18 protein-coding genes are annotated in these 17,157 nt (G+C 48.0%); 16 read left to right on the top strand and 2 right to left on the bottom strand.

Annotation, left to right across the window (positions count from 1 at the left end; all coding sequences use genetic code 11):
- Positions 1-68: 68 nt before the first annotated feature.
- The gene (locus M4D81_RS19420) at positions 69-917 is read right to left on the bottom strand and encodes a helix-turn-helix transcriptional regulator (RefSeq protein WP_260067730.1); all 849 of its coding nucleotides are present in this window, start codon (positions 915-917) and stop codon (positions 69-71) included.
- 305 nt (positions 918-1,222) lie between these two features.
- Here M4D81_RS19420 and M4D81_RS19415 point away from each other — a divergent pair, with 305 nt between their 5' ends.
- Positions 1,223-1,924, top strand: a complete 702-nt coding sequence (locus tag M4D81_RS19415) for a type 2 periplasmic-binding domain-containing protein (RefSeq protein ID WP_260067729.1) — start codon at positions 1,223-1,225, stop codon at positions 1,922-1,924.
- Here M4D81_RS19415 and M4D81_RS19410 read toward each other — a convergent pair.
- Positions 1,908-2,606 carry a MerR family transcriptional regulator gene (locus M4D81_RS19410; RefSeq protein WP_260067728.1) on the bottom strand — a complete coding sequence of 233 codons (699 nt, stop codon included), beginning with the start codon at positions 2,604-2,606 and terminating at the stop codon, positions 1,908-1,910. The two genes, M4D81_RS19415 and M4D81_RS19410, sit on opposite strands and share 17 nt — an antisense overlap.
- 154 nt (positions 2,607-2,760) lie before the next feature.
- On the opposite strand from M4D81_RS19410, the gene M4D81_RS19405 reads away from it, so the two are divergent.
- The 15 genes from M4D81_RS19405 to M4D81_RS19335 all read left to right on the top strand — a co-directional run bounded on the left by M4D81_RS19405 (position 2,761) and on the right by M4D81_RS19335 (position 16,812).
- Complete coding sequence (locus M4D81_RS19405) at positions 2,761-3,249, top strand: DUF6022 family protein (protein ID WP_260067727.1); 489 nt, start codon at positions 2,761-2,763, stop codon at positions 3,247-3,249.
- 104 nt (positions 3,250-3,353) lie between these two features.
- Positions 3,354-3,587, top strand: coding sequence for a transcriptional regulator (locus tag M4D81_RS19400; protein ID WP_071219068.1), 234 nt, complete (start codon positions 3,354-3,356; stop codon positions 3,585-3,587).
- A gap of 205 nt (positions 3,588-3,792) precedes the next feature.
- The gene (locus M4D81_RS19395) at positions 3,793-4,116 is read left to right on the top strand and encodes an ArsR/SmtB family transcription factor (RefSeq protein WP_260067726.1); all 324 of its coding nucleotides are present in this window, start codon (positions 3,793-3,795) and stop codon (positions 4,114-4,116) included.
- A 92-nt stretch (positions 4,117-4,208) separates the two neighbouring features.
- Complete coding sequence (locus M4D81_RS19390; protein WP_260067725.1) at positions 4,209-5,210, top strand: NADP-dependent oxidoreductase; 1,002 nt, start codon at positions 4,209-4,211, stop codon at positions 5,208-5,210.
- A gap of 338 nt (positions 5,211-5,548) precedes the next feature.
- Positions 5,549-6,496, top strand: a complete 948-nt coding sequence (locus tag M4D81_RS19385; protein WP_260067724.1) for an ABC transporter permease — start codon at positions 5,549-5,551, stop codon at positions 6,494-6,496.
- Between the two features lie 13 nt (positions 6,497-6,509).
- Complete coding sequence (locus M4D81_RS19380) at positions 6,510-7,385, top strand: carbohydrate ABC transporter permease (RefSeq protein ID WP_260067723.1); 876 nt, start codon at positions 6,510-6,512, stop codon at positions 7,383-7,385.
- A 157-nt stretch (positions 7,386-7,542) separates the two neighbouring features.
- Positions 7,543-9,057 carry an extracellular solute-binding protein gene (locus tag M4D81_RS19375; protein WP_260067722.1) on the top strand — a complete coding sequence of 505 codons (1,515 nt, stop codon included), beginning with the start codon at positions 7,543-7,545 and terminating at the stop codon, positions 9,055-9,057.
- A 67-nt stretch (positions 9,058-9,124) separates the two neighbouring features.
- Complete coding sequence (locus M4D81_RS19370) at positions 9,125-10,381, top strand: FAD-dependent oxidoreductase (RefSeq protein ID WP_311200682.1); 1,257 nt, start codon at positions 9,125-9,127, stop codon at positions 10,379-10,381.
- Between the two features lie 25 nt (positions 10,382-10,406).
- Positions 10,407-12,047 carry a response regulator gene (locus tag M4D81_RS19365; protein WP_260067721.1) on the top strand — a complete coding sequence of 547 codons (1,641 nt, stop codon included), beginning with the start codon at positions 10,407-10,409 and terminating at the stop codon, positions 12,045-12,047.
- Positions 12,040-13,914: a cache domain-containing sensor histidine kinase gene (locus M4D81_RS19360; protein WP_260067720.1), complete on the top strand. Its 1,875-nt coding sequence runs from the start codon at positions 12,040-12,042 to the stop codon at positions 13,912-13,914. Before M4D81_RS19365 ends, M4D81_RS19360 begins: the two co-directional genes overlap by 8 nt.
- 374 nt (positions 13,915-14,288) lie before the next feature.
- Entirely contained in the window at positions 14,289-14,900 is a 612-nt protein-coding gene (locus tag M4D81_RS19355; RefSeq protein ID WP_260067719.1) for a TetR/AcrR family transcriptional regulator, read from the top strand.
- Between the two features lie 7 nt (positions 14,901-14,907).
- Positions 14,908-15,501 (top strand): GNAT family N-acetyltransferase, encoded by a 594-nt coding sequence (locus M4D81_RS19350; RefSeq protein WP_260067718.1) that lies wholly within the window; start codon positions 14,908-14,910, stop codon positions 15,499-15,501.
- Positions 15,502-15,566: 65 nt separating this feature from the next.
- Positions 15,567-16,043 carry a GNAT family N-acetyltransferase gene (locus tag M4D81_RS19345; protein WP_260067717.1) on the top strand — a complete coding sequence of 159 codons (477 nt, stop codon included), beginning with the start codon at positions 15,567-15,569 and terminating at the stop codon, positions 16,041-16,043.
- A gap of 150 nt (positions 16,044-16,193) precedes the next feature.
- Complete coding sequence (locus M4D81_RS19340) at positions 16,194-16,667, top strand: HIT family protein (RefSeq protein ID WP_260067716.1); 474 nt, start codon at positions 16,194-16,196, stop codon at positions 16,665-16,667.
- 16 nt (positions 16,668-16,683) lie between these two features.
- Positions 16,684-16,812, top strand: a complete 129-nt coding sequence (locus M4D81_RS19335; protein WP_260067715.1) for a hypothetical protein — start codon at positions 16,684-16,686, stop codon at positions 16,810-16,812.
- Positions 16,813-17,157: the final 345 nt, after the last annotated feature.

The following is a 17,157-nucleotide window of genomic DNA, read 5'->3' as shown; positions in this document are numbered from 1 at the left end:
CCTTGATTATAACCAGCCATGCCGGCAATGGCTTCTCAAATCATGAAAGCATTATTCTCATTTTTTGCTCATTCCTTAACCCCTATAGATTGCCGATAACGGACCGGAGACAGACCGACAGTCTCTTTAAAAACGCGGTAAAAGGTCGGCAAGCTTTGAAAGCCGCATTCGAATGCAATATCAGCAACAGCTTTGTCCGTTCCTGCCAATTCACGCTTGGCAGCCTGGACGCGCAGCAAGGAAACATATTCCGAGAAACGATAACCGGTCGTTTCCAGAAACGCCCGACTCACGCGCGAGACGCTTAAACCAAGTTCATCAGCCAATTCCCCTAAGCTAACCGGCTCGTGGTAACGATGCTCGACCAAAGCGGCCAGCGATTGCACCTCGCGAACGGAACGTACCATATGATGACGCTCATCATCGGTCAGCAAACCGTCATAATGTCGAAGAAGACGGCCGCACAGCTGAATGAGCGCGCTTTTGGCCATTGCTAAATAACCCGGGGACTTCTCCCGCAGCTCTTCCGCTATAGCCAGCACCCAAGGCGTAAGCTGTTTGGCGAGGGGCGAGCCGCCCATAATATGATTGCAAAAATGAGTGGAACGATAGGAAAATGGCAGCAGCAGAGCGGGCTCTTCCGCTAGCAGCAGCGCGGGATCAAAGTTAACAAATAGATAGCGGCTCGGGTCGTCTGGGGCAGATTGGGCAATATGCCGTTCTTCATTATTGACCAGGAATAAGTCGCCAGGATTAGCTGCATATTGTTTGTTGCCAAAGAAAAAATAGCCTTTGCCTGTTAAACAGAGACCGATCTCCAGACTTGCGTGCACATGAGGCGGCTGCCGATACGTGGCAGGGGTCCATTCGAAAGCATTGATAGGAATGGGATGGTCATAGGCAATATGAAGTCTCATTATGTCCAACGCCTCCAGACAATCATGAATTTATATGCTAAGTATATAGACAAGGGATGACTTCAACCAGATACTGTTATTTACTTTCATACATACATTTTGAGGTGTTTCTAAATGAAAAGTAAACGCTGCCGTTGTATAAATGAATCACGGTAATTATTTGCTTTTTGCCTGGTGTCAAGAGGTGTATACGAAAGTAAAGACTAGTATATAGAACAGCGGGGGGCTTCTTTCTATACTGGAATTATGAAAGACTGCAATACAATTTACAGAAAACTAAACGAAATGTACCGGAGGGGTAAAATTTGAAGAGCAAAAAGGCACTTGCAATGATCTCCTTGACGCTTGCATTGGCGATTACAGGCTGCGGCTTCAAAACGTCGTCTGAGCCAAACCAACCATCTGGAAATTCCAAGGAACCGACCCAAACGACAAGCACAGGAAACAGCAAGGATATCATTGAGGTTTCAACGGTTTCGCCAAGCGATCCTTACTTGAAATTTGACGAAGGTGAAGACTTCGACAAAAACTCCGTTTATGACGCTTATGAACAAGATATCGGTGTCAAAATTACAAACAAGTGGATTGCAGACATCAGCCAATTCAAAGAGAGAGTAAAAATTGCGATCGCATCCAACGATCTTCCCGATTTCTTGCTTGTAAACGCTGCACAGCTTAAAGAACTAACGGAAGCGGATATGATTATGGATTTGACAGAGATTTATGATCAGCATGCTACGGAAGAGACAAAAAAGTTTCTGACCATGGACGGCGGCATGCAAATGAAAACAGCGATGATCGACGGGAAAATGATGGGGATTCCAAGCTCATACAACCCGTTCAACTATCAATTTTTGTTCGTTCGTACCGATTGGCTGAAAGAACTTGTAATTCCTAATGAAAGCCATGGACGCAGCGTTATTTGCACGCTGCGCCTTATGGCTTTTGCTTTTATATCGGTGTCAATGTTATTTTGTAATCTTCTTCACACTAACAGTAGTCTTTAATCAAGCGATATAGAAAATAGAGCGCTCGCATCTGAAGTTTGATCGTTTTGTGCAGGTAAGCCTGAATACGTTCAATAAGCTTCATCGCATGCTCGATGTTCTCTAGTTCTAAGCCCGCAATGGATTGTTTTAAGTACACGGTTTCCTCGGAATAAACAGAGCTCTGAAGTACCTGAATCATCCTAATTTTAAAAAGATGCACTTCATTATAAAGACGGTAATCGTTATCAGGGTCTCGCATAGCGGTGAACAGGCCGCTTTGCTCCCAGTAGCGGATTGCCGATTTAGGAACCCCCGTCCGTCTGGAGACCTCATGGATGCTGAAATATGGGTTAAAATCGTGAGCTCGGCTACCTTCAGAATACGATTTCAACTCCCTTACCAGTTGATCCAAACTTCCTTTTTCCCGATGCAGCATAACCTCTCGATCCCTGACGATCCACAACGCGTCGTCTAACTCGTTTCGTCCAATACAATGCATTACCTCGCACGTTACTTCCATACCGAATGCGGGAGCCATGGCTTGAATACAGGCCAGATAAGCTTCATGCCGTTCTGTGTACATACGATATCCATTTGAAGAACGTTCTGCAGGAGGTATCAATCCCTTCGCTTCGTAGTTCCGCAGGGTGCTGCCGCTTACTCCGTACTTTTCTGCCAGTTTTTTCGGTCGAGAGTCCATGTTAACCCACCTTCATAAAAAAATGCGCAAACATTAAATCCATTGTAATGTTATTCTAGGTATTTTGTTGATTACCTTCATCTTCATCTCCCAAACCTTCCAATTGGCTTTCATGTTGTATGATGGAGATAATCCAGTTCAAGGAGGAGTTTATATGACGTTAAAACCAGTATTTTGGTACGACATGACCATTGAGGAGATTGGCGTGGCAGGTAATCAGTATATCGAATCGGTGTGGAAAACATTATACGATTCGATGTTTGATGAGTTAACGATCGCTTTTCGTGAAATCGAGGATGCTGCCTATGGGCTTTATTTGGACCAGTTGATGCCCGCACTATTTGATAGCCTTAAAGACGCCGGGTTCGAAGCAACGGAGCCCCTCAAGGAGCATGATTTCGTCATCGGGAATTGTTTGCTATTTCGCAATTCGCTTGAAAAATGGGGAACCGAGCAAGATAGGTCCAGAATTTTCTGGAACGTTATACGTAGTACGAATGGTCAACAACCTATTGGAACTCTATTGACGGAAATCCCTCATTCTCATCTGAATTTCGACATTCCAAGGGCGCCTGTATTATATTCGCTAAGCGAGCATGAGAGGGAACAAATCGCGCGAGGAATTCGACGGATCAAAGAATAATTTTACCTTCATCGTTTGGCTCCCTTTATAAAGTATATTCATACTGGCAATGGACAAGGCTTAAGGTTAAATAGGCATAATCTTACACGGGAGGTCATCGCTTCTTGAAATTTGAACTTGGACGTTGCTTGCTGAATGAACGATTGATGGAATCCGGTAAGTCAGCGGAATGGCTTGCCAAAGACTTGCTTATTAAACCGGAACGAGTTTACGACTTTATTGAAAACAAAAGAGTGATGCCACTCAAAATTGCCATATCGATCGCCGATTCCATCGGTTGTGAAGTTGGTGCCTTGTATGAATTAATTCCGAACGGATATGAAGTAAAGAGAGATTAGCGGAGTAAGTGGTAGGCCCACATTTTCCTGTGGGGAGCCACATCGGCCTGCTTTCATACAAAAGGAAGAGTCAAAAAGTTGGGCGGATAACATTCTGCTTCTCCGCTCAACTTTTCATTTTAGAGACTTTAGGCTTGATTTTATTAAGCAGATAGTTATAATTGTGTTTAAGCGATTAAACGAATGAACGGAGAGGATGGATCGTATGAGCCAGCGAACCGAGCAAGTTCTGCAACAATTCAAAGAGTCCATCCCGCTGTTGGAAGTGCTGACCGACGAAAACCGTCAAGCTATTATTATGGTGCTGGCACAGAACAAATCGGGACTTAATGTAAATGCGATATCAGGCCATATCAATTTATCTAGACCGGCTGTCTCCCATCATCTGAAGGTGCTGAAACAGTCTGGTTTTATTCAATCCGAGAAAAAAGGCGTAGAAAATTATTATGTATTGACTGTCCGCAAACCGCTCGAGCAACTCAAAACCTTGATTACTGCCATTGAAGCAGAGTGCACTTGGCCTCAGTGAGTGCCAAAAGAGTTAAGTGGAAAACTGGCAGATTATTTTTGTTCTATTGGTTTATTTGTTTAAACTAATAATCATAACGGGAGTGATATTAAATGAAGACTATAACCATTGAGAAATACGGGAAAGATGTTCCCTTAATTATGACAGAACAACCAATGCCTCATATTGGAGAACATGATGTGTTAGTGGAAATTCATGCAGCCAGCTTAAATCCTATCGACTATAAAATTAAGGAAGGGAAAGTAAAACTCCTGTTGAGTTACCAGTTCCCTCTAATCTTAGGCAATGATTTCTCCGGCGTTATCGTTAAGGTTGGGGAACGGGTGAGTGCATTTAAACCTGGTGATGAAGTTTATGGCAGACCACGCAAGAGCCGTATCGGCACATTGGCGGAATACATTGCTGTACACGAGGAAGATATTTGGTTAAAGCCGCAGAATCTAAGCTTTGAAGAAGCTGCATCTATTCCATTAGTCGGACTTACGACTTACCAAGCTTTTACCGATATTTTGCATCTCCAAAAGGGTCAAAAAATTCTGATTCACGCAGGTTCAGGAGGCGTGGGGACATTCGCCATTCAACTGGCCAAATTAATGGGTGCTTTTGTTGCAACAACAGCAAGCGATAAAGGGTATGAGTTGGTTAAATCGATGGGCGCCGATCTGATCATTAATTATAAAAAAGAAAACTTTGAAGAAATGCTTACTGGATATGACACTGTTTTCGATACTCTAGGAGGAGCGGCTTTGGAAAAATCGTTCCGTGTCCTGAAGCCAGGTGGACAAATCGTATCCATCTCTGGCTTGCCAAACGCAAGATTTGGAAAAGAAGCAAAGTTGGGTTGGATGAAAACGGCCATTTTGTCCATCGCGAGCCTTAAGACCACAGCGCTTGAGAAGAAGTTCCATGCAAGATATCATTTCCTTTTTATGAAATCGAGTGGAACACAATTAAAGGTTTTAAAAGAATTCATTGAAGGAGGCCACATTAAGCCCGTTATTGATAAGGTGTATCCTCTAGAAGAGACTGCGCAAGCATTCTCGTACCTGCAAGGAGGAAGTGCCAAAGGAAAGGTGGTCATTAAAATAAAGTAACACCTGTGCTTACTGGCTGCGTATGCGAACATCATATCTTTCTATGATTAGAGAAAAGCAGGTGATAGTAAAAAGAGCGTTCTGGAATGATCAGGAACGCTCTTTTTTGCATCTAAATAAATCACTTTCAGATAGGATTTAAAGGATTTTAAGCCCTATCTAAAGCAGTTGTCCGTATTTTTGGCAAAGTAGCACGCGAAGCTACAGGGGCCCCCCATGTCCCTGGTCCATTCCCAAACTGTGTCGGAAAAGACCAGAAATAAAAGGATCAACCTCTACTCTCTCTGGGCCGCCTTCCCTACAATAAGAGACAAGACAGAGAAAAGTAGGTGGAGATCGTGATCAAACGCAGCGGAGGAGAAGGCACCCTCCTGGATGCCGGCGGACGGCGTTGGAAGCTGATTAGAGGCAACTTGGATATGTATTTGCTGCTTATACCGGGTCTGATGTTTTTGTTATTGTTCAAATACACGCCGATGTACGGGATCATCATCGCCTTCCAGGATTTCAACATCTTCGGCGGCATATCCGGGAGCGAGTGGGTAGGGATGGCGCAGTTCGAGAGGTTGCTGCAATCGGATGAATTCCTGCAAGTGCTAGTTAATACGCTGCTAATCAGCTTGTACAAAATAACGATTTTGTTCCCGATTCCGATCGTCATCGCGCTTATGCTCAATGAAGTACGGCGCATGTTCTTCAAGCGGACAATCCAGACGATCATTTATTTGCCGCATTTTCTTTCCTGGGTCATTATCTCGGGGTTGTTCCTCAACATCCTGTCACCAAGCGGCGGCATCGTGAACGAAATCATCCGTTCGTTCGGCGGAGAGCCGATCTCGTTTTTTACTGACAACAGCCTGTTCCGCAGCTTGGTTGTCTTCACAGCCGGGTGGAAGGAAATCGGCTGGAACGCTATCGTATTTATCGCCGCGATCGCGGGCATCGAACAGGAGCAATACGAAGCCGCAGCCATCGACGGAGCGGGGCGGATCAGACAGATGTGGTCGATCTCGCTGCCGGGCATGCTGCCTACCATCGTGTTGATGTTCATCCTGCGGATCGGCAGCCTGCTGGAGGCGGGGACGGAACAGATTTTGACCATGTATAATCCGCTCGTGTACGAGACCGGGGACGTCATCGGCACCTATGTGTACCGGATGGGACTCGGCCAGCAGGATTACAGCTTCAGTACGGCGGTTGGCCTATTCAATTCAGCGGTCGGATTCCTGCTAATCGTCATCGGCAACATGCTCAGCCGCACTTTCCTGAATCGCAGCATCTGGTAAAGGAGGAACGACCATGTATAGGAAAACCGTCAAAGATTTTATGCTAGATGGCTCTATCTACGTTGTGCTTATTGCGATGGGGCTTATTACACTGCTTCCGTTTGTAAACGTATTTTCCAAGTCGATCAGCGAGGAGTGGGCCATACTGTCGGGCCAGGTCGGAATTTTCCCGGTCGGCTTTCAGCTCGACACGATGAAATTCGTCGTCACGAACAGCCAGTTTCTAAACTCGCTTTGGATATCGGTGCTGATTACGGTCATCGGTACCCTCGCTTCGCTGCTCATTACGGCGCTGACCGCTTACCCGCTGTCGAAGCGCGAGCTCCCCGGCATGGGCATTATCATCATTTTGTTCATCTTCACGATGATGTTTAACGGGGGAATCATCCCCAACTATCTGCTCATCCGCGAGCTGGGCCTCATTAACCATCTAGGCTCACTCATTCTACCGGCGCTCATCAGCGTATTCAACATGCTGGTCATCAAGAGTTATTTCGAGAGCTTGCCGGCCAGCCTGGAGGAATCCGCCAAGATCGAAGGCGCGAGCAATTTGACGGTTCTGTTCCGTATCATTTTGCCGCTAAGCGGTCCCGTGCTTGCGACGATTGGTCTGTTTTATGCCGTTTATTATTGGAACGACTACTTCAACCCGATGCTGTATATCAACAGCTCGTCGCTGAAGCCCTTGCAATTGTACCTGCAGGACATCGTCATGAATGCCGATACATCTTCGGCGCTTGAGAAGACGGCCGACGATCTCATGAACGTGCCAGCGGAAGGCGTCCGGTCAGCAACGGTCATCGCATCCACGATTCCGATTCTGCTCGTTTATCCGTTCCTGCAAAAATATTTTATCAAAGGCGTGCTCATCGGTTCCGTTAAAGGTTGATTGCAGCCATGTAAGCCAGCTTCCGAAGGCATTAACTTTACCCGCAGCGGCGATGCACGTCATGGCATGACTTCAGGTACCGGAGAATCGCCCCGTCATCGGGACGTTGTGGGAAAATTAATGATATAGATTATACTAATTGCAGGAGGGTCTCATTATGAAAAAAGCATTCAAACTTATGTCTGTCATGGCCATGTCTGCGCTTCTGGTAATGACGATGGCTGCTTGTTCCGGCAACGGAACGAACACGGGCAACGAAGCGACGACCAAACCGGATGCGGAGAAGCCAGTATTAAAGCGACTGAACGTATGGCAGAACGAAGAATACAATGCATACCCGGTAGCCAAGCTGCTCGAAGAAAAAACGGGCTACAAAGTGCAATACGATATGCTGCCTCAAGACAAGTGGGCGGAGAAGCTGAACCTGATCATGTCCTCCGGCGAAGCGTATGACATCGTCACTTCCTATAATGACATGGCCTTGTATTCGGATTATGCGCAGAAGGGTGCGCTCGTCGACCTGACGCCGCTCATCGACGAATTTGGCCCAAATATTAAGGCGGCTATAAAGCCGGAATCAATGGAAGCGCTTAAGGTAAATGGCAAGCTATACGCGCTCCCGGTAACCGTTACGTACGATATCAACAGCTCCATTCTCATCCGTACGGATTGGCTCGACAAGCTGGGTTTGTCCATGCCGACGACGACCGAAGAGCTGACAAACGTTTTAACCCAATTCAAGGAGAAGGACCCAGGCGGCAACGGTGACCGCAACGTGCCGCTCACGATCAAGGGCGACCAATCGATGATTGACAACCTCGTAGGCGCTTTCGGCATCGCCAACACTTGGAACGACGTAGACGGCAAGCTCGTGCCGCGTGTCATGGACCCGGCATTTAAGGATTATGTCGCTTACTTAGGCAACCTGTACGAGAAAGGATTGATCGACCGAGAATTCGTAGCCAACAAGGACGCTACGGCGAAGGAGAAATTCGCAAGCGGCGTGGCTGGCGCCATCGTCGTTCACTGGGCGGACATTCCGGCCATCTCGGATTCGCTTGCGAAGACCAAGCCGGAGGCCAAATTCGCTTTCGTGCCGGCGCTTAAGGGCCCTAACGGTGAAGCCGGCTTCGCGGCAAACGCCGGATTTGACCGTCTGACGTACATCCCGAGAGCATCAACGCATCCGGAAGATGCGATCAAATGGATCAATGCAAGCCTGGATCCGGAAACGTTCAAAAATATGGCGATCGGCGTGGAAGGCACGCATTATAAAATAGTAGATGGAGCATACGAGCCAATCCAGCCGATCTTCACCGACGAGCGCAACCTGGCGAATAACTACATGGCGGGCACGGATGAAGAAAACTATCCGCAATACTGGCAAGCGCGCGTTCGCAAAAACCCGGTTATGTTCGAAGCGTTTAACTTCCTCAACAACGAGCAGCCAGCCGAAGTGAAAATCAAAAACGTTCTGGGTCTTGCTCCGTACATGCAGCAATATTCGAAGACGAATCAGCAATTGAGCACAATGGTTGGCGACTATACGGTCAAACTGATTGCCGGTGCGGAGTCCATCGACGGCCTTGCCGACTTTCAATCCAAATTTATGTCAGCGGGCGGGGAAGCGGCTTCCAAGGAAATTAACGACTGGTACGCAACGACAAAATAAAAAAAGGATAAGCGGCGGTGATCCTTTTTTGCGCCCACCGCTTCTTCTATCAAAGGGAGAGATCATTATGAATAATGCAGTGTATTCGTTCGAACGTCACGTGAAAACCCATACCAAGGCGGACGTCGTCGTCATCGGAGGCGGACCTGCGGGGACAGCCGCTGCCATTGGCGCGGCCAGACGCGGCAAACAAGTGATCTTGCTGGAGAAGTCCGCTCAGCTCGGCGGGATGGGGACGCTTGCCAACGTAAGCGTGTTTATGCCTGTCGGTAATGTGACCGGCATCTACCGCGAGATCGTCAAGGAGATGCTGGCCGACTATCTGCCCGCCGGCCACGACGAATCGATCGCTCCGCAATATTCGCCATTTTTGCTACGCCAATACTTGAATGACAAAATGAAAAAGGAAGGCGTATCGGTCTACTTCCATTGTGAATTCGTTGGCACGATACGCAGCGGCAGCGGGGTCGGTGCGGTTATCGTCTCGACGCGCGAAGGCCTAAGAGCGATAGAAGGTGATGTCATCATCGATTGCACGGGCGACGCGCGAGTAGCCATCGACGCGGGTGTGCCTTACCGCTCGGGCCGCGAGTCTGATGGACTCACGCAGCCGATGACACTTATGTTTACGATGCAGGATACGGGAAAGCCAGTAGAGAAGATACTTCCGGAAGGCTGTTATTATTACGAGGAGGTATCCGACCTCCCGCAGGGACGCAGGTTATATTGGAAGCAGCGCGACGACGGCGTGTTGCTCATTAACATGTCGCGCGTCAAGGCGAACGGAGCCGATATGGAGCAAGTCAATTACGCGGAGACCGAAGCGCTTAAGCAGGTGTTCTCCATTGCGCATTATTTGCAGAGAACGGGCTTCGAGACATACGCTATCGCACACATCGCTCCGCAGACAGGTGTTAGGGAGACCAATCAAATCGAAGGGCTGTACACGTTGACCGAACTGGATGTTGTAAGCGGTACGCGTTTCCCGGATGTGGTCGCCCAGACAAATTACGAGATCGATATTCATAGCCCGGACGCGGGCAAGACAACCGACGAGCGCCGCGTCGACGGCTACGATATACCGTATCGCACGATGGTGCCTGTAGGCGATATCGACAACCTGCTCGTTGCGGGCAGATCGATCTCCGCAACGCATGTCGCCATGTCCTCGATGCGCGTCCAAGCGACTTGTTACGCGCTGGGTCAAGCGGCGGGCATTGCGGCCGCGATCTCGCTCGAAGACGGCGTGTCCGTTCGCGAAGTAGACATCGACAAGGTGCAAGCCGAGCTTGCCAATCAAGACGCTAGACTGTTAGGCCGTTAAAATAGGAGAAGGGAGATGGCGGGCGATGTATCGATTGCTTATCGTGGACGACGAACCGGCGGTCCGGGCGGGCCTGCGCACTTATTTCGATTGGGCTGCTTACGGAATTGAAGTGGCGGGCGAAGCGGATGACGGAGACGTGGCTCTCGAGATGGTCACCCGCGATCAGCCAGATCTTATACTCACGGATGTCCGGATGCCGACCATGGACGGCATTACAATGTCGCAGTGTATCTCGGCCGAATATCCTTCCATTAAGATCATATTCGTCAGCGGGCACGACGACGCCGATTATCTCAAGTCGGCGATGAAGGTCAGCGCGGTCGACTATATATTCAAGCCGGTTAATTTGCAGGAGCTGAGTACGGTCATTGAACGCGTCATTACCGATCTGGACGCGGAGAGCTCCGAACGGATTCATAAGCAGGAGCTGCTTGTTAAACTAAAAGAAGGTATGCCGCTCCTGCGTGAGAAGTTCCTGCTCTCCATGATCAGTGAGGGTGCGCCGAAGCCGGAATTGGCGGAGCGGGTGTCGTTTCTGGGACTGAACTTGCCCGTGGACGCCTCCTATTGGGTGATGGTCGTCTCCGTGGATGATCTTGCCGATGTGATGGCCAGCCGTTCCGAGCGCGACCGCCAGCTGCTGTGGTATTCGGTGCTGAACATCTACGAGGAACTGCTGGATACGCATATGCGAGGGTATGCCTTCGAGCATCGTACCGGCGAATTTGTAGGCGTGCTGCAGAGATCGGAGTCCGGCGGCGATTCAGCAACCGAAGCGGCGGAGGCATTGTTTGCGCTGGCCGGCGATCTTCGCTCCAATCTGGAGCGCTGGCTCAAGATCGGCGTGACGATCGGCATTAGCGATCTGGCAGGCGGCTTATCCGGACTGGCGCCAGCTTACAAGCAAGCCCGCGAAGCGGCCGATTACAAGTGGTACCTCGGCAAAAACCGTATCATCACAATGGACAGTCTGGAGGGGGCGGTTCCGGAGGACGGCGCCATGCGCAGATACGATTTTGAGCTCAACGAGAAGCTGATCTCCGCACTTAAGGCGGACGATGAGGACAAGATTAGAGAAGCCGTGGAGATGATTTTTGCCAGCTTGTCCTACACCCGCCCGGACGGCCTGAAGTACGGCCGCAATCTGTGCATGCAGCTGGTGCTTGGGATTGGACAGCTGCTCATGGAGCTTGGCGCGGGGGACCCCGAGCTGGAAATCATGGAAGCAGAGCTAACGGAGGCGTTGTACGCGAAGGAGACGTTAAAGGATTTGCGGGGGCTGATCGAATCGTATCTGGCGAGTGTCAGAGAACACATCCGGGAGAAGCGGACTGGCAAGGTGGCAAACGTCGTAGAGCGAGTACGCGGGTACATCGATCAGAACTACGCTAACGGCGGGCTTACCGTGGCCGATATCGGCAAGGCGGTCTATTTGTCTTCCACGTACGTCAGTCTCCTGTTTAAGCAAGAGACGGGACAGACCGTCGGCGAATATTTGACCCAGGTGCGCGTGGACCAAGCGAAGAAGCTGCTGCGCGATCCGCAGTACAAGTTCTATGATATTTGCTACGCGATCGGATATACCGACCCCAGTTACTTCACAAAGCTGTTCAAAAAGGTGACGGGTGTTACACCTAGCGCGTACCGGGATTCTCATGCGTAGATCCTGGAACGTCGTAACAGGCCTGCTTTCGCCGCTGTGCCAGCCAGCGGCGATTCGCCGTTTCTCGATCCCCCGTTCTTGGTTGATCGCGTATCTGCTGCTCATTGTGCTTCCGGCGGGCATTTTCTTGTACGGCTATTACGCGCGTTCTGCGGATATTCTGAGGGGCGAGGTCATCCGGACGATGCAGCAAGCGCTTAAGCAGGCCGGGAGTAATCTCTCCTACCGTCTGGAGCGCATCGAGGATATAAGCGACGCCGCATTCATGAACGCAAACCTGCATTCGTACTTATCGATTAATTCGGATGATCAGTCCATCGGTACACAGATCAAGGTGATTGAGGATTTGCGCTATTTGGTCGAGACCGTACAGTCTAATGCTGACGTGTTCCATGTTCGAGTGTTCGTGGACAAATCTAAGCTGTATGCAGAAGAGAGAATCAATTTCTTCACGCTGGATAGCTTGATGGTTAGACCGTGGTTTCATTCCATCATCGATGGAAACGGCGGAATCGTATGGACGGGCGTTTACGAGGAGTCGTATCTCGGCGGGCCCAACGAGACGATATTATCTGCTGCGCGTATGCTGCGGGATCCCGATGATTATGACAAAGTGTCCGGTGTGCTCATGATCGACGTCCGTCAAGACATCGTCTCCACTATTCTATCTGAGCTGCAGTTCGCCCCTGGCACAGCAGTTTACCTTGTTGCTGAGGATGGCGCAATCGTTTATCATCCCCATGCGGCGCTTATCGGCACGGCGGTTGAACCTCACATGCTGGATGCGCTGAACGAGGGGGCGGAAGGAACAGAGTCGCTTCTGCTGAACAATGTACAAAGCGACGTGCTGTATACGACGCTTGCCCCGACGGGCTGGAAGCTTGTCGCCCAGGGAACGGAATCCCAGCTGTCGCCCGCTACGCAGCGACTGACAAAGAGGTCAGAGTGGCGCTCGCTGATCGAATATGTCGCGTTGTTCCTGATCCTTCCGTTTGTCCTTCTGGCGATTATCGTGAGGGGAATGAATCGGCGCGTCAACCACGTGATCACTGTCATCCGGAAGGAAGGCAAGGAGGGCAAGGATGCGATCGACGGTCTACATGAGTTACCGGCGGTTAATGGTGACTTCCATATGTTGGAGCGAAGCGTCGACCACCTGATCCTGCGTGTGCGTACGCTCGTCGAAGAAAACTACACAGCCGAGATTCGCGAACGGGAAGCCCAACTGTCGGCGCTGCAGGCGCAGATCAACCCACACTTTCTTTACAATACGCTGGATACAATCAACTGGATCGCCATCGGTAAGGGCGCGACCGACATCAGCATGATGATTGACAGTCTCGCGAAGTATTTCCGCCTTAGTCTGAATAAAGGCAATACCATCGTAAGCGTGACGGACGAGCTGAGGCTGGCAGAGGTGTATCTCGAAATTCAGCAGAGCCGCTTCCTCGGCTCGTTCGACTTCAAGGTGGCTGCGGGGGATGAGTTGGAGGCATATCGTATGCCTAAGCTTATTTTGCAGCCGATTGTCGAGAATGCGTTGCTTCACGGCATACGTAAGGCGAAGGACCGGAAGGGACTTATCGATATTACTGTGGAGTTGGACCAAGGTGATCTCGTTTTCGTGATTTCGGACAACGGCATCGGCATGGACGAGGAGCTGTCCCGCCGTCTGCTGACGGAGGAGCGAGTCGGCTCTGGCGATCATTCGGGCAACGGAAGCTCCTACGGCTTGTTTAACGTGAACGAGAGGATCAAGCTGTACTCTGGCGATGGGTATGGCCTGAGCGTCTCGTCGAAGCTCTGTGTAGGTACCTCCGTCACCGTTCGGATGAAGGCAGAGCTTGCGACCTCCCGGGATTCATGAAGTTTAGCTGCACAAAGTATCCCAGGCTAAAAAGAGGCTGAATCATGAAGCAGCTATGAAAATGACTTACGAGATTGATACTAGTAGAGATGTAGAAAGCTGGTTCGGAGCCATTCCGTATTAATTTTTGGATTGATTATCATTATTTCCGGCACAATATTGACGGTGTTCATAAACATGTTCCCTTTGAAAGTCGCTATTTTAGCGGCTTTTTTGTTTTATCGGTACAAGTTCCTGTCCCGATTGCCGTAAAGGCCGGTTATCGAATAGATAAGTAAAAGTTGATTTCGCTAATTTGGAGTTGAATGTTGTTGTTTCACTCTCAATATTATATAATGAGTGAAATTTCATTCATTAAAAAGGAGGGGGCCTGTTTGCCACGCAGCAAGGAACAGTTTGAAGAAATGCGCAATGTTACTAGGGGGAAAATCCATTCAGCCGCGATGCAGTTATTTGTTAATCAAGGTTTTGGCTCGACGAATGTTCAAGATATTGCGGATACAGCTGGCATTAGCATTGGGCTGCTGTATCGTCATTACAAAAACAAGGATCAGTTATTTAACGAGTTGGTTGCTTACGCGGTTACAGGATTGAAACGCAATATTACATTCTTTGAATCCGGCCAATCGCCTAAAAAGTTAATGGCACAGTTTGTCGACGAAGTCTACACGGACATGATCAGCGGGGAGGAACTAACCCATCTACTGATCCTTATTAATCAATCTCTATTAGCTGGAGCCGCCACAGCCTCGAAACATTATGAAGAGATCCTACAGGTAAATGCCAGGCTGCTTGATTCTACGGCACAGCTCATTCGAAAGGGGCAAGAGCGTGGGGAATTTCACTCGGGTGATGCGCAGGAAATGGCAGCTCTTTTTTATGCATCAATTCAGGGATTGGCTCAGATGAAAGTATTACTAAAGAGCAACTTTACCATGCCCTCTCCATCTATCCTCACCGCATTTCTATTTAAGGAAAGGGAGTGACCATACCATGATTAACGTGGTTAAAGCTGATCAGGCCAAGTTTGATGTGAGGCGAGAGATATCTGAAATTTTCGCAGAGGGATTCACACAGTGGCTAGGGTTTTTCTCCAAAAATCCTAAGAAGATTGCTGCAGCGTTCTCTCATATGTTCGCTCTGGATCAATTTTATGTGGCTTTATACAAGGGAAAAGTGATCGGGATGGCTTCTTGCACGGATGGAACTTCACTCTCGGTTAAACTTGATACAAAGGAGCTTCGCAAACATTTAGGCTTTTATAAAGGAAGTTTAGCTGGTATTTTCCTAAAAAAAGAATTTGAATCTCCCTTTGTTAATCCTTCACCTGGTGTAGGCTCAATCGAATTCGTAGGAACAGCTGCGGAATTCAGGGGGCAGGGTATTGCTTCTCAAATGATTCGTCATATCCTTGAGCATACACCTTATGAGGCTTACTTGATTGAAGAAGTTGCTGATACCAATATTCCAGCCATGAAACTCTATTCTAAATTAGGTTTTGAAGAATATAAACGCAGGCAAATACCTATGAAAAGGGCAAAGAAGATCGGGATCAACTACCTTATATCATTGAAATATTCGAAATAATGCAGATTAGAAAAAGCCGAAAATAAATCATGATATAATATGTTAAAATATTGGAGGCCAGAAATATGGATATATCTATCCGAAACGCTCACCAAGATGACTACGAGTCTTTGCTACCTTTGTTTAGGCAGGTTCATGATCTCCACGTTTTTGAAAGACCCGATTTGTATAAAGAAAACTCAACTCCAGTCGGGAAGGAATTTTTCTTAAGCCAGCTAATTGATCCCAAACAGCATATTTTTGTTGCTACCATAGGCTTAGAGATAATCGGACTAGTAGTGATGAAGGAAGAAGACATAACGGAAAATTCATTTGTAAATGCGAGAAATCTATTATATGTAAATAGTTTGTGTGTTTCCGAAACGTATAGAAATAAGGGCGTTGGAAAGAGACTTATGCAATATGTTATTGATTTCGGAGGAAGCCTGAAAGTCGATAGTATTGAATTAGGGGTATCGGAGAACAATGCTTCTGCATATTCGTTTTATACATCATTTGGAATGACAACGAAGAGTAGAAAAATGGAGTTTAGGTTGAACTAACGGACGGGTGACCTTAGCTTGATAAATAACTACAACGCGGCTGCCGGATGGATCGGCCAGCCGCGTTTTTGCTAACAATAACGCAACGAACAGAAGCTGCCTGCGTCTAATAGCTGTTTGGAGAAATATGAAAGGAGTTGGATGAGAAAGATGACAGCAGCATTTTCACATAAGCCCGAAGGATACGAATGTCCATTTTGTCGTATTTGGGGTATCGAGCGACCTAATCAGGGAACAAAACAAAGGGAAATCATCTATCAGAATGAAAAGGTAACGGCATTTATCGCGAGCAAATGGTGGCCAAACAATAAAGGGCATGTTCTTGTTGTTCCTAATCAACATTTCGAGAACATCTTTGAACTCCCTATGGATTACGCTGTGGAAATTCACCGCGCGGCTCAGCTTACAGCATATGCAATGAAAAGTACATATGGATGTGATGGAATATCTACGCGGCAACATAATGAACCTGCTGGCAATCAAGACGTGTGGCATTATCATCTCCATGTTTACCCTAGATATGAGAATGATCAACTTTATCTGACAATGGGTTCTCAGTCCGATCCAGATGAACGCTCTTTCTATGCCGATAAGTTGCGCTCTTGGATAAAGGAAAACACTTAAGGTCTAGGAGTAGCGAATGATAACCCTAGTAGGAGATGTACTTGAGATTACGTGGTTTGTTGCGTTGTCCGATGGGCTTAGAAAAGGCGTCGGTGATTTCATTTCGAACGATAACCTCGAATCAATTACAAGCTTGTCGATTTGAAAATGAATGGAGAAATGATCCGATGGACAAAAAGACACCAAACCTTTTAAGATGATGGGCATGGATTATTTAAGTAGAAGCAATGGTGTTAGAAGGAAGCATCGTAGCGGGGAACAGGTTCTGTAATTGGAAGGAACGCAATGGTCATCTAGAGCATTCCCCCAAACAACAAAATCAGCAACGATTTCAACGAAGGGAGTTGGGGAACATACTATTGTTAATCTTAGCATTTTTATGGTTTATTTGGTTTTTGATTGTTATTCTGTATTATATATGGACATCCTTATTCTGGTCGATGTTATTTCGTGCCCAAAAACTTGAAAATGAGGGAAAACGTACACTCTC

The sequence above is a fragment of the Paenibacillus sp. p3-SID867 genome (genome assembly GCF_025142895.1).
Taxonomy (GTDB): domain Bacteria; phylum Bacillota; class Bacilli; order Paenibacillales; family Paenibacillaceae; genus Paenibacillus_AQ.
This window is presented reverse-complemented; position numbering and strand designations above follow the sequence as displayed.

Bases quoted from the DNA above. Each gene is read 5' to 3' on its own strand.
- M4D81_RS19420 (WP_260067730.1), bottom strand. From the start codon at position 917: ATGAGACTTCATATTGCCTATGACCATCCCATTCCTATCAATGCTTTC.
- M4D81_RS19410 (WP_260067728.1), bottom strand. From the start codon at position 2,606: ATGGACTCTCGACCGAAAAAACTGGCAGAAAAGTACGGAGTAAGCGGC.
- M4D81_RS19405 (WP_260067727.1), top strand. From the start codon at position 2,761: ATGACGTTAAAACCAGTATTTTGGTACGACATGACCATTGAGGAGATT.
- M4D81_RS19395 (WP_260067726.1), top strand. From the start codon at position 3,793: ATGAGCCAGCGAACCGAGCAAGTTCTGCAACAATTCAAAGAGTCCATC.
- M4D81_RS19390 (WP_260067725.1), top strand. From the start codon at position 4,209: ATGAAGACTATAACCATTGAGAAATACGGGAAAGATGTTCCCTTAATT.
- M4D81_RS19380 (WP_260067723.1), top strand. From the start codon at position 6,510: ATGTATAGGAAAACCGTCAAAGATTTTATGCTAGATGGCTCTATCTAC.
- M4D81_RS19375 (WP_260067722.1), top strand. From the start codon at position 7,543: ATGAAAAAAGCATTCAAACTTATGTCTGTCATGGCCATGTCTGCGCTT.
- M4D81_RS19370 (WP_311200682.1), top strand. From the start codon at position 9,125: ATGAATAATGCAGTGTATTCGTTCGAACGTCACGTGAAAACCCATACC.
- M4D81_RS19365 (WP_260067721.1), top strand. From the start codon at position 10,407: ATGTATCGATTGCTTATCGTGGACGACGAACCGGCGGTCCGGGCGGGC.
- M4D81_RS19360 (WP_260067720.1), top strand. From the start codon at position 12,040: ATGCGTAGATCCTGGAACGTCGTAACAGGCCTGCTTTCGCCGCTGTGC.
- M4D81_RS19350 (WP_260067718.1), top strand. From the start codon at position 14,908: ATGATTAACGTGGTTAAAGCTGATCAGGCCAAGTTTGATGTGAGGCGA.
- M4D81_RS19345 (WP_260067717.1), top strand. From the start codon at position 15,567: ATGGATATATCTATCCGAAACGCTCACCAAGATGACTACGAGTCTTTG.
- M4D81_RS19340 (WP_260067716.1), top strand. From the start codon at position 16,194: ATGACAGCAGCATTTTCACATAAGCCCGAAGGATACGAATGTCCATTT.
- M4D81_RS19335 (WP_260067715.1), top strand. From the start codon at position 16,684: ATGATAACCCTAGTAGGAGATGTACTTGAGATTACGTGGTTTGTTGCG.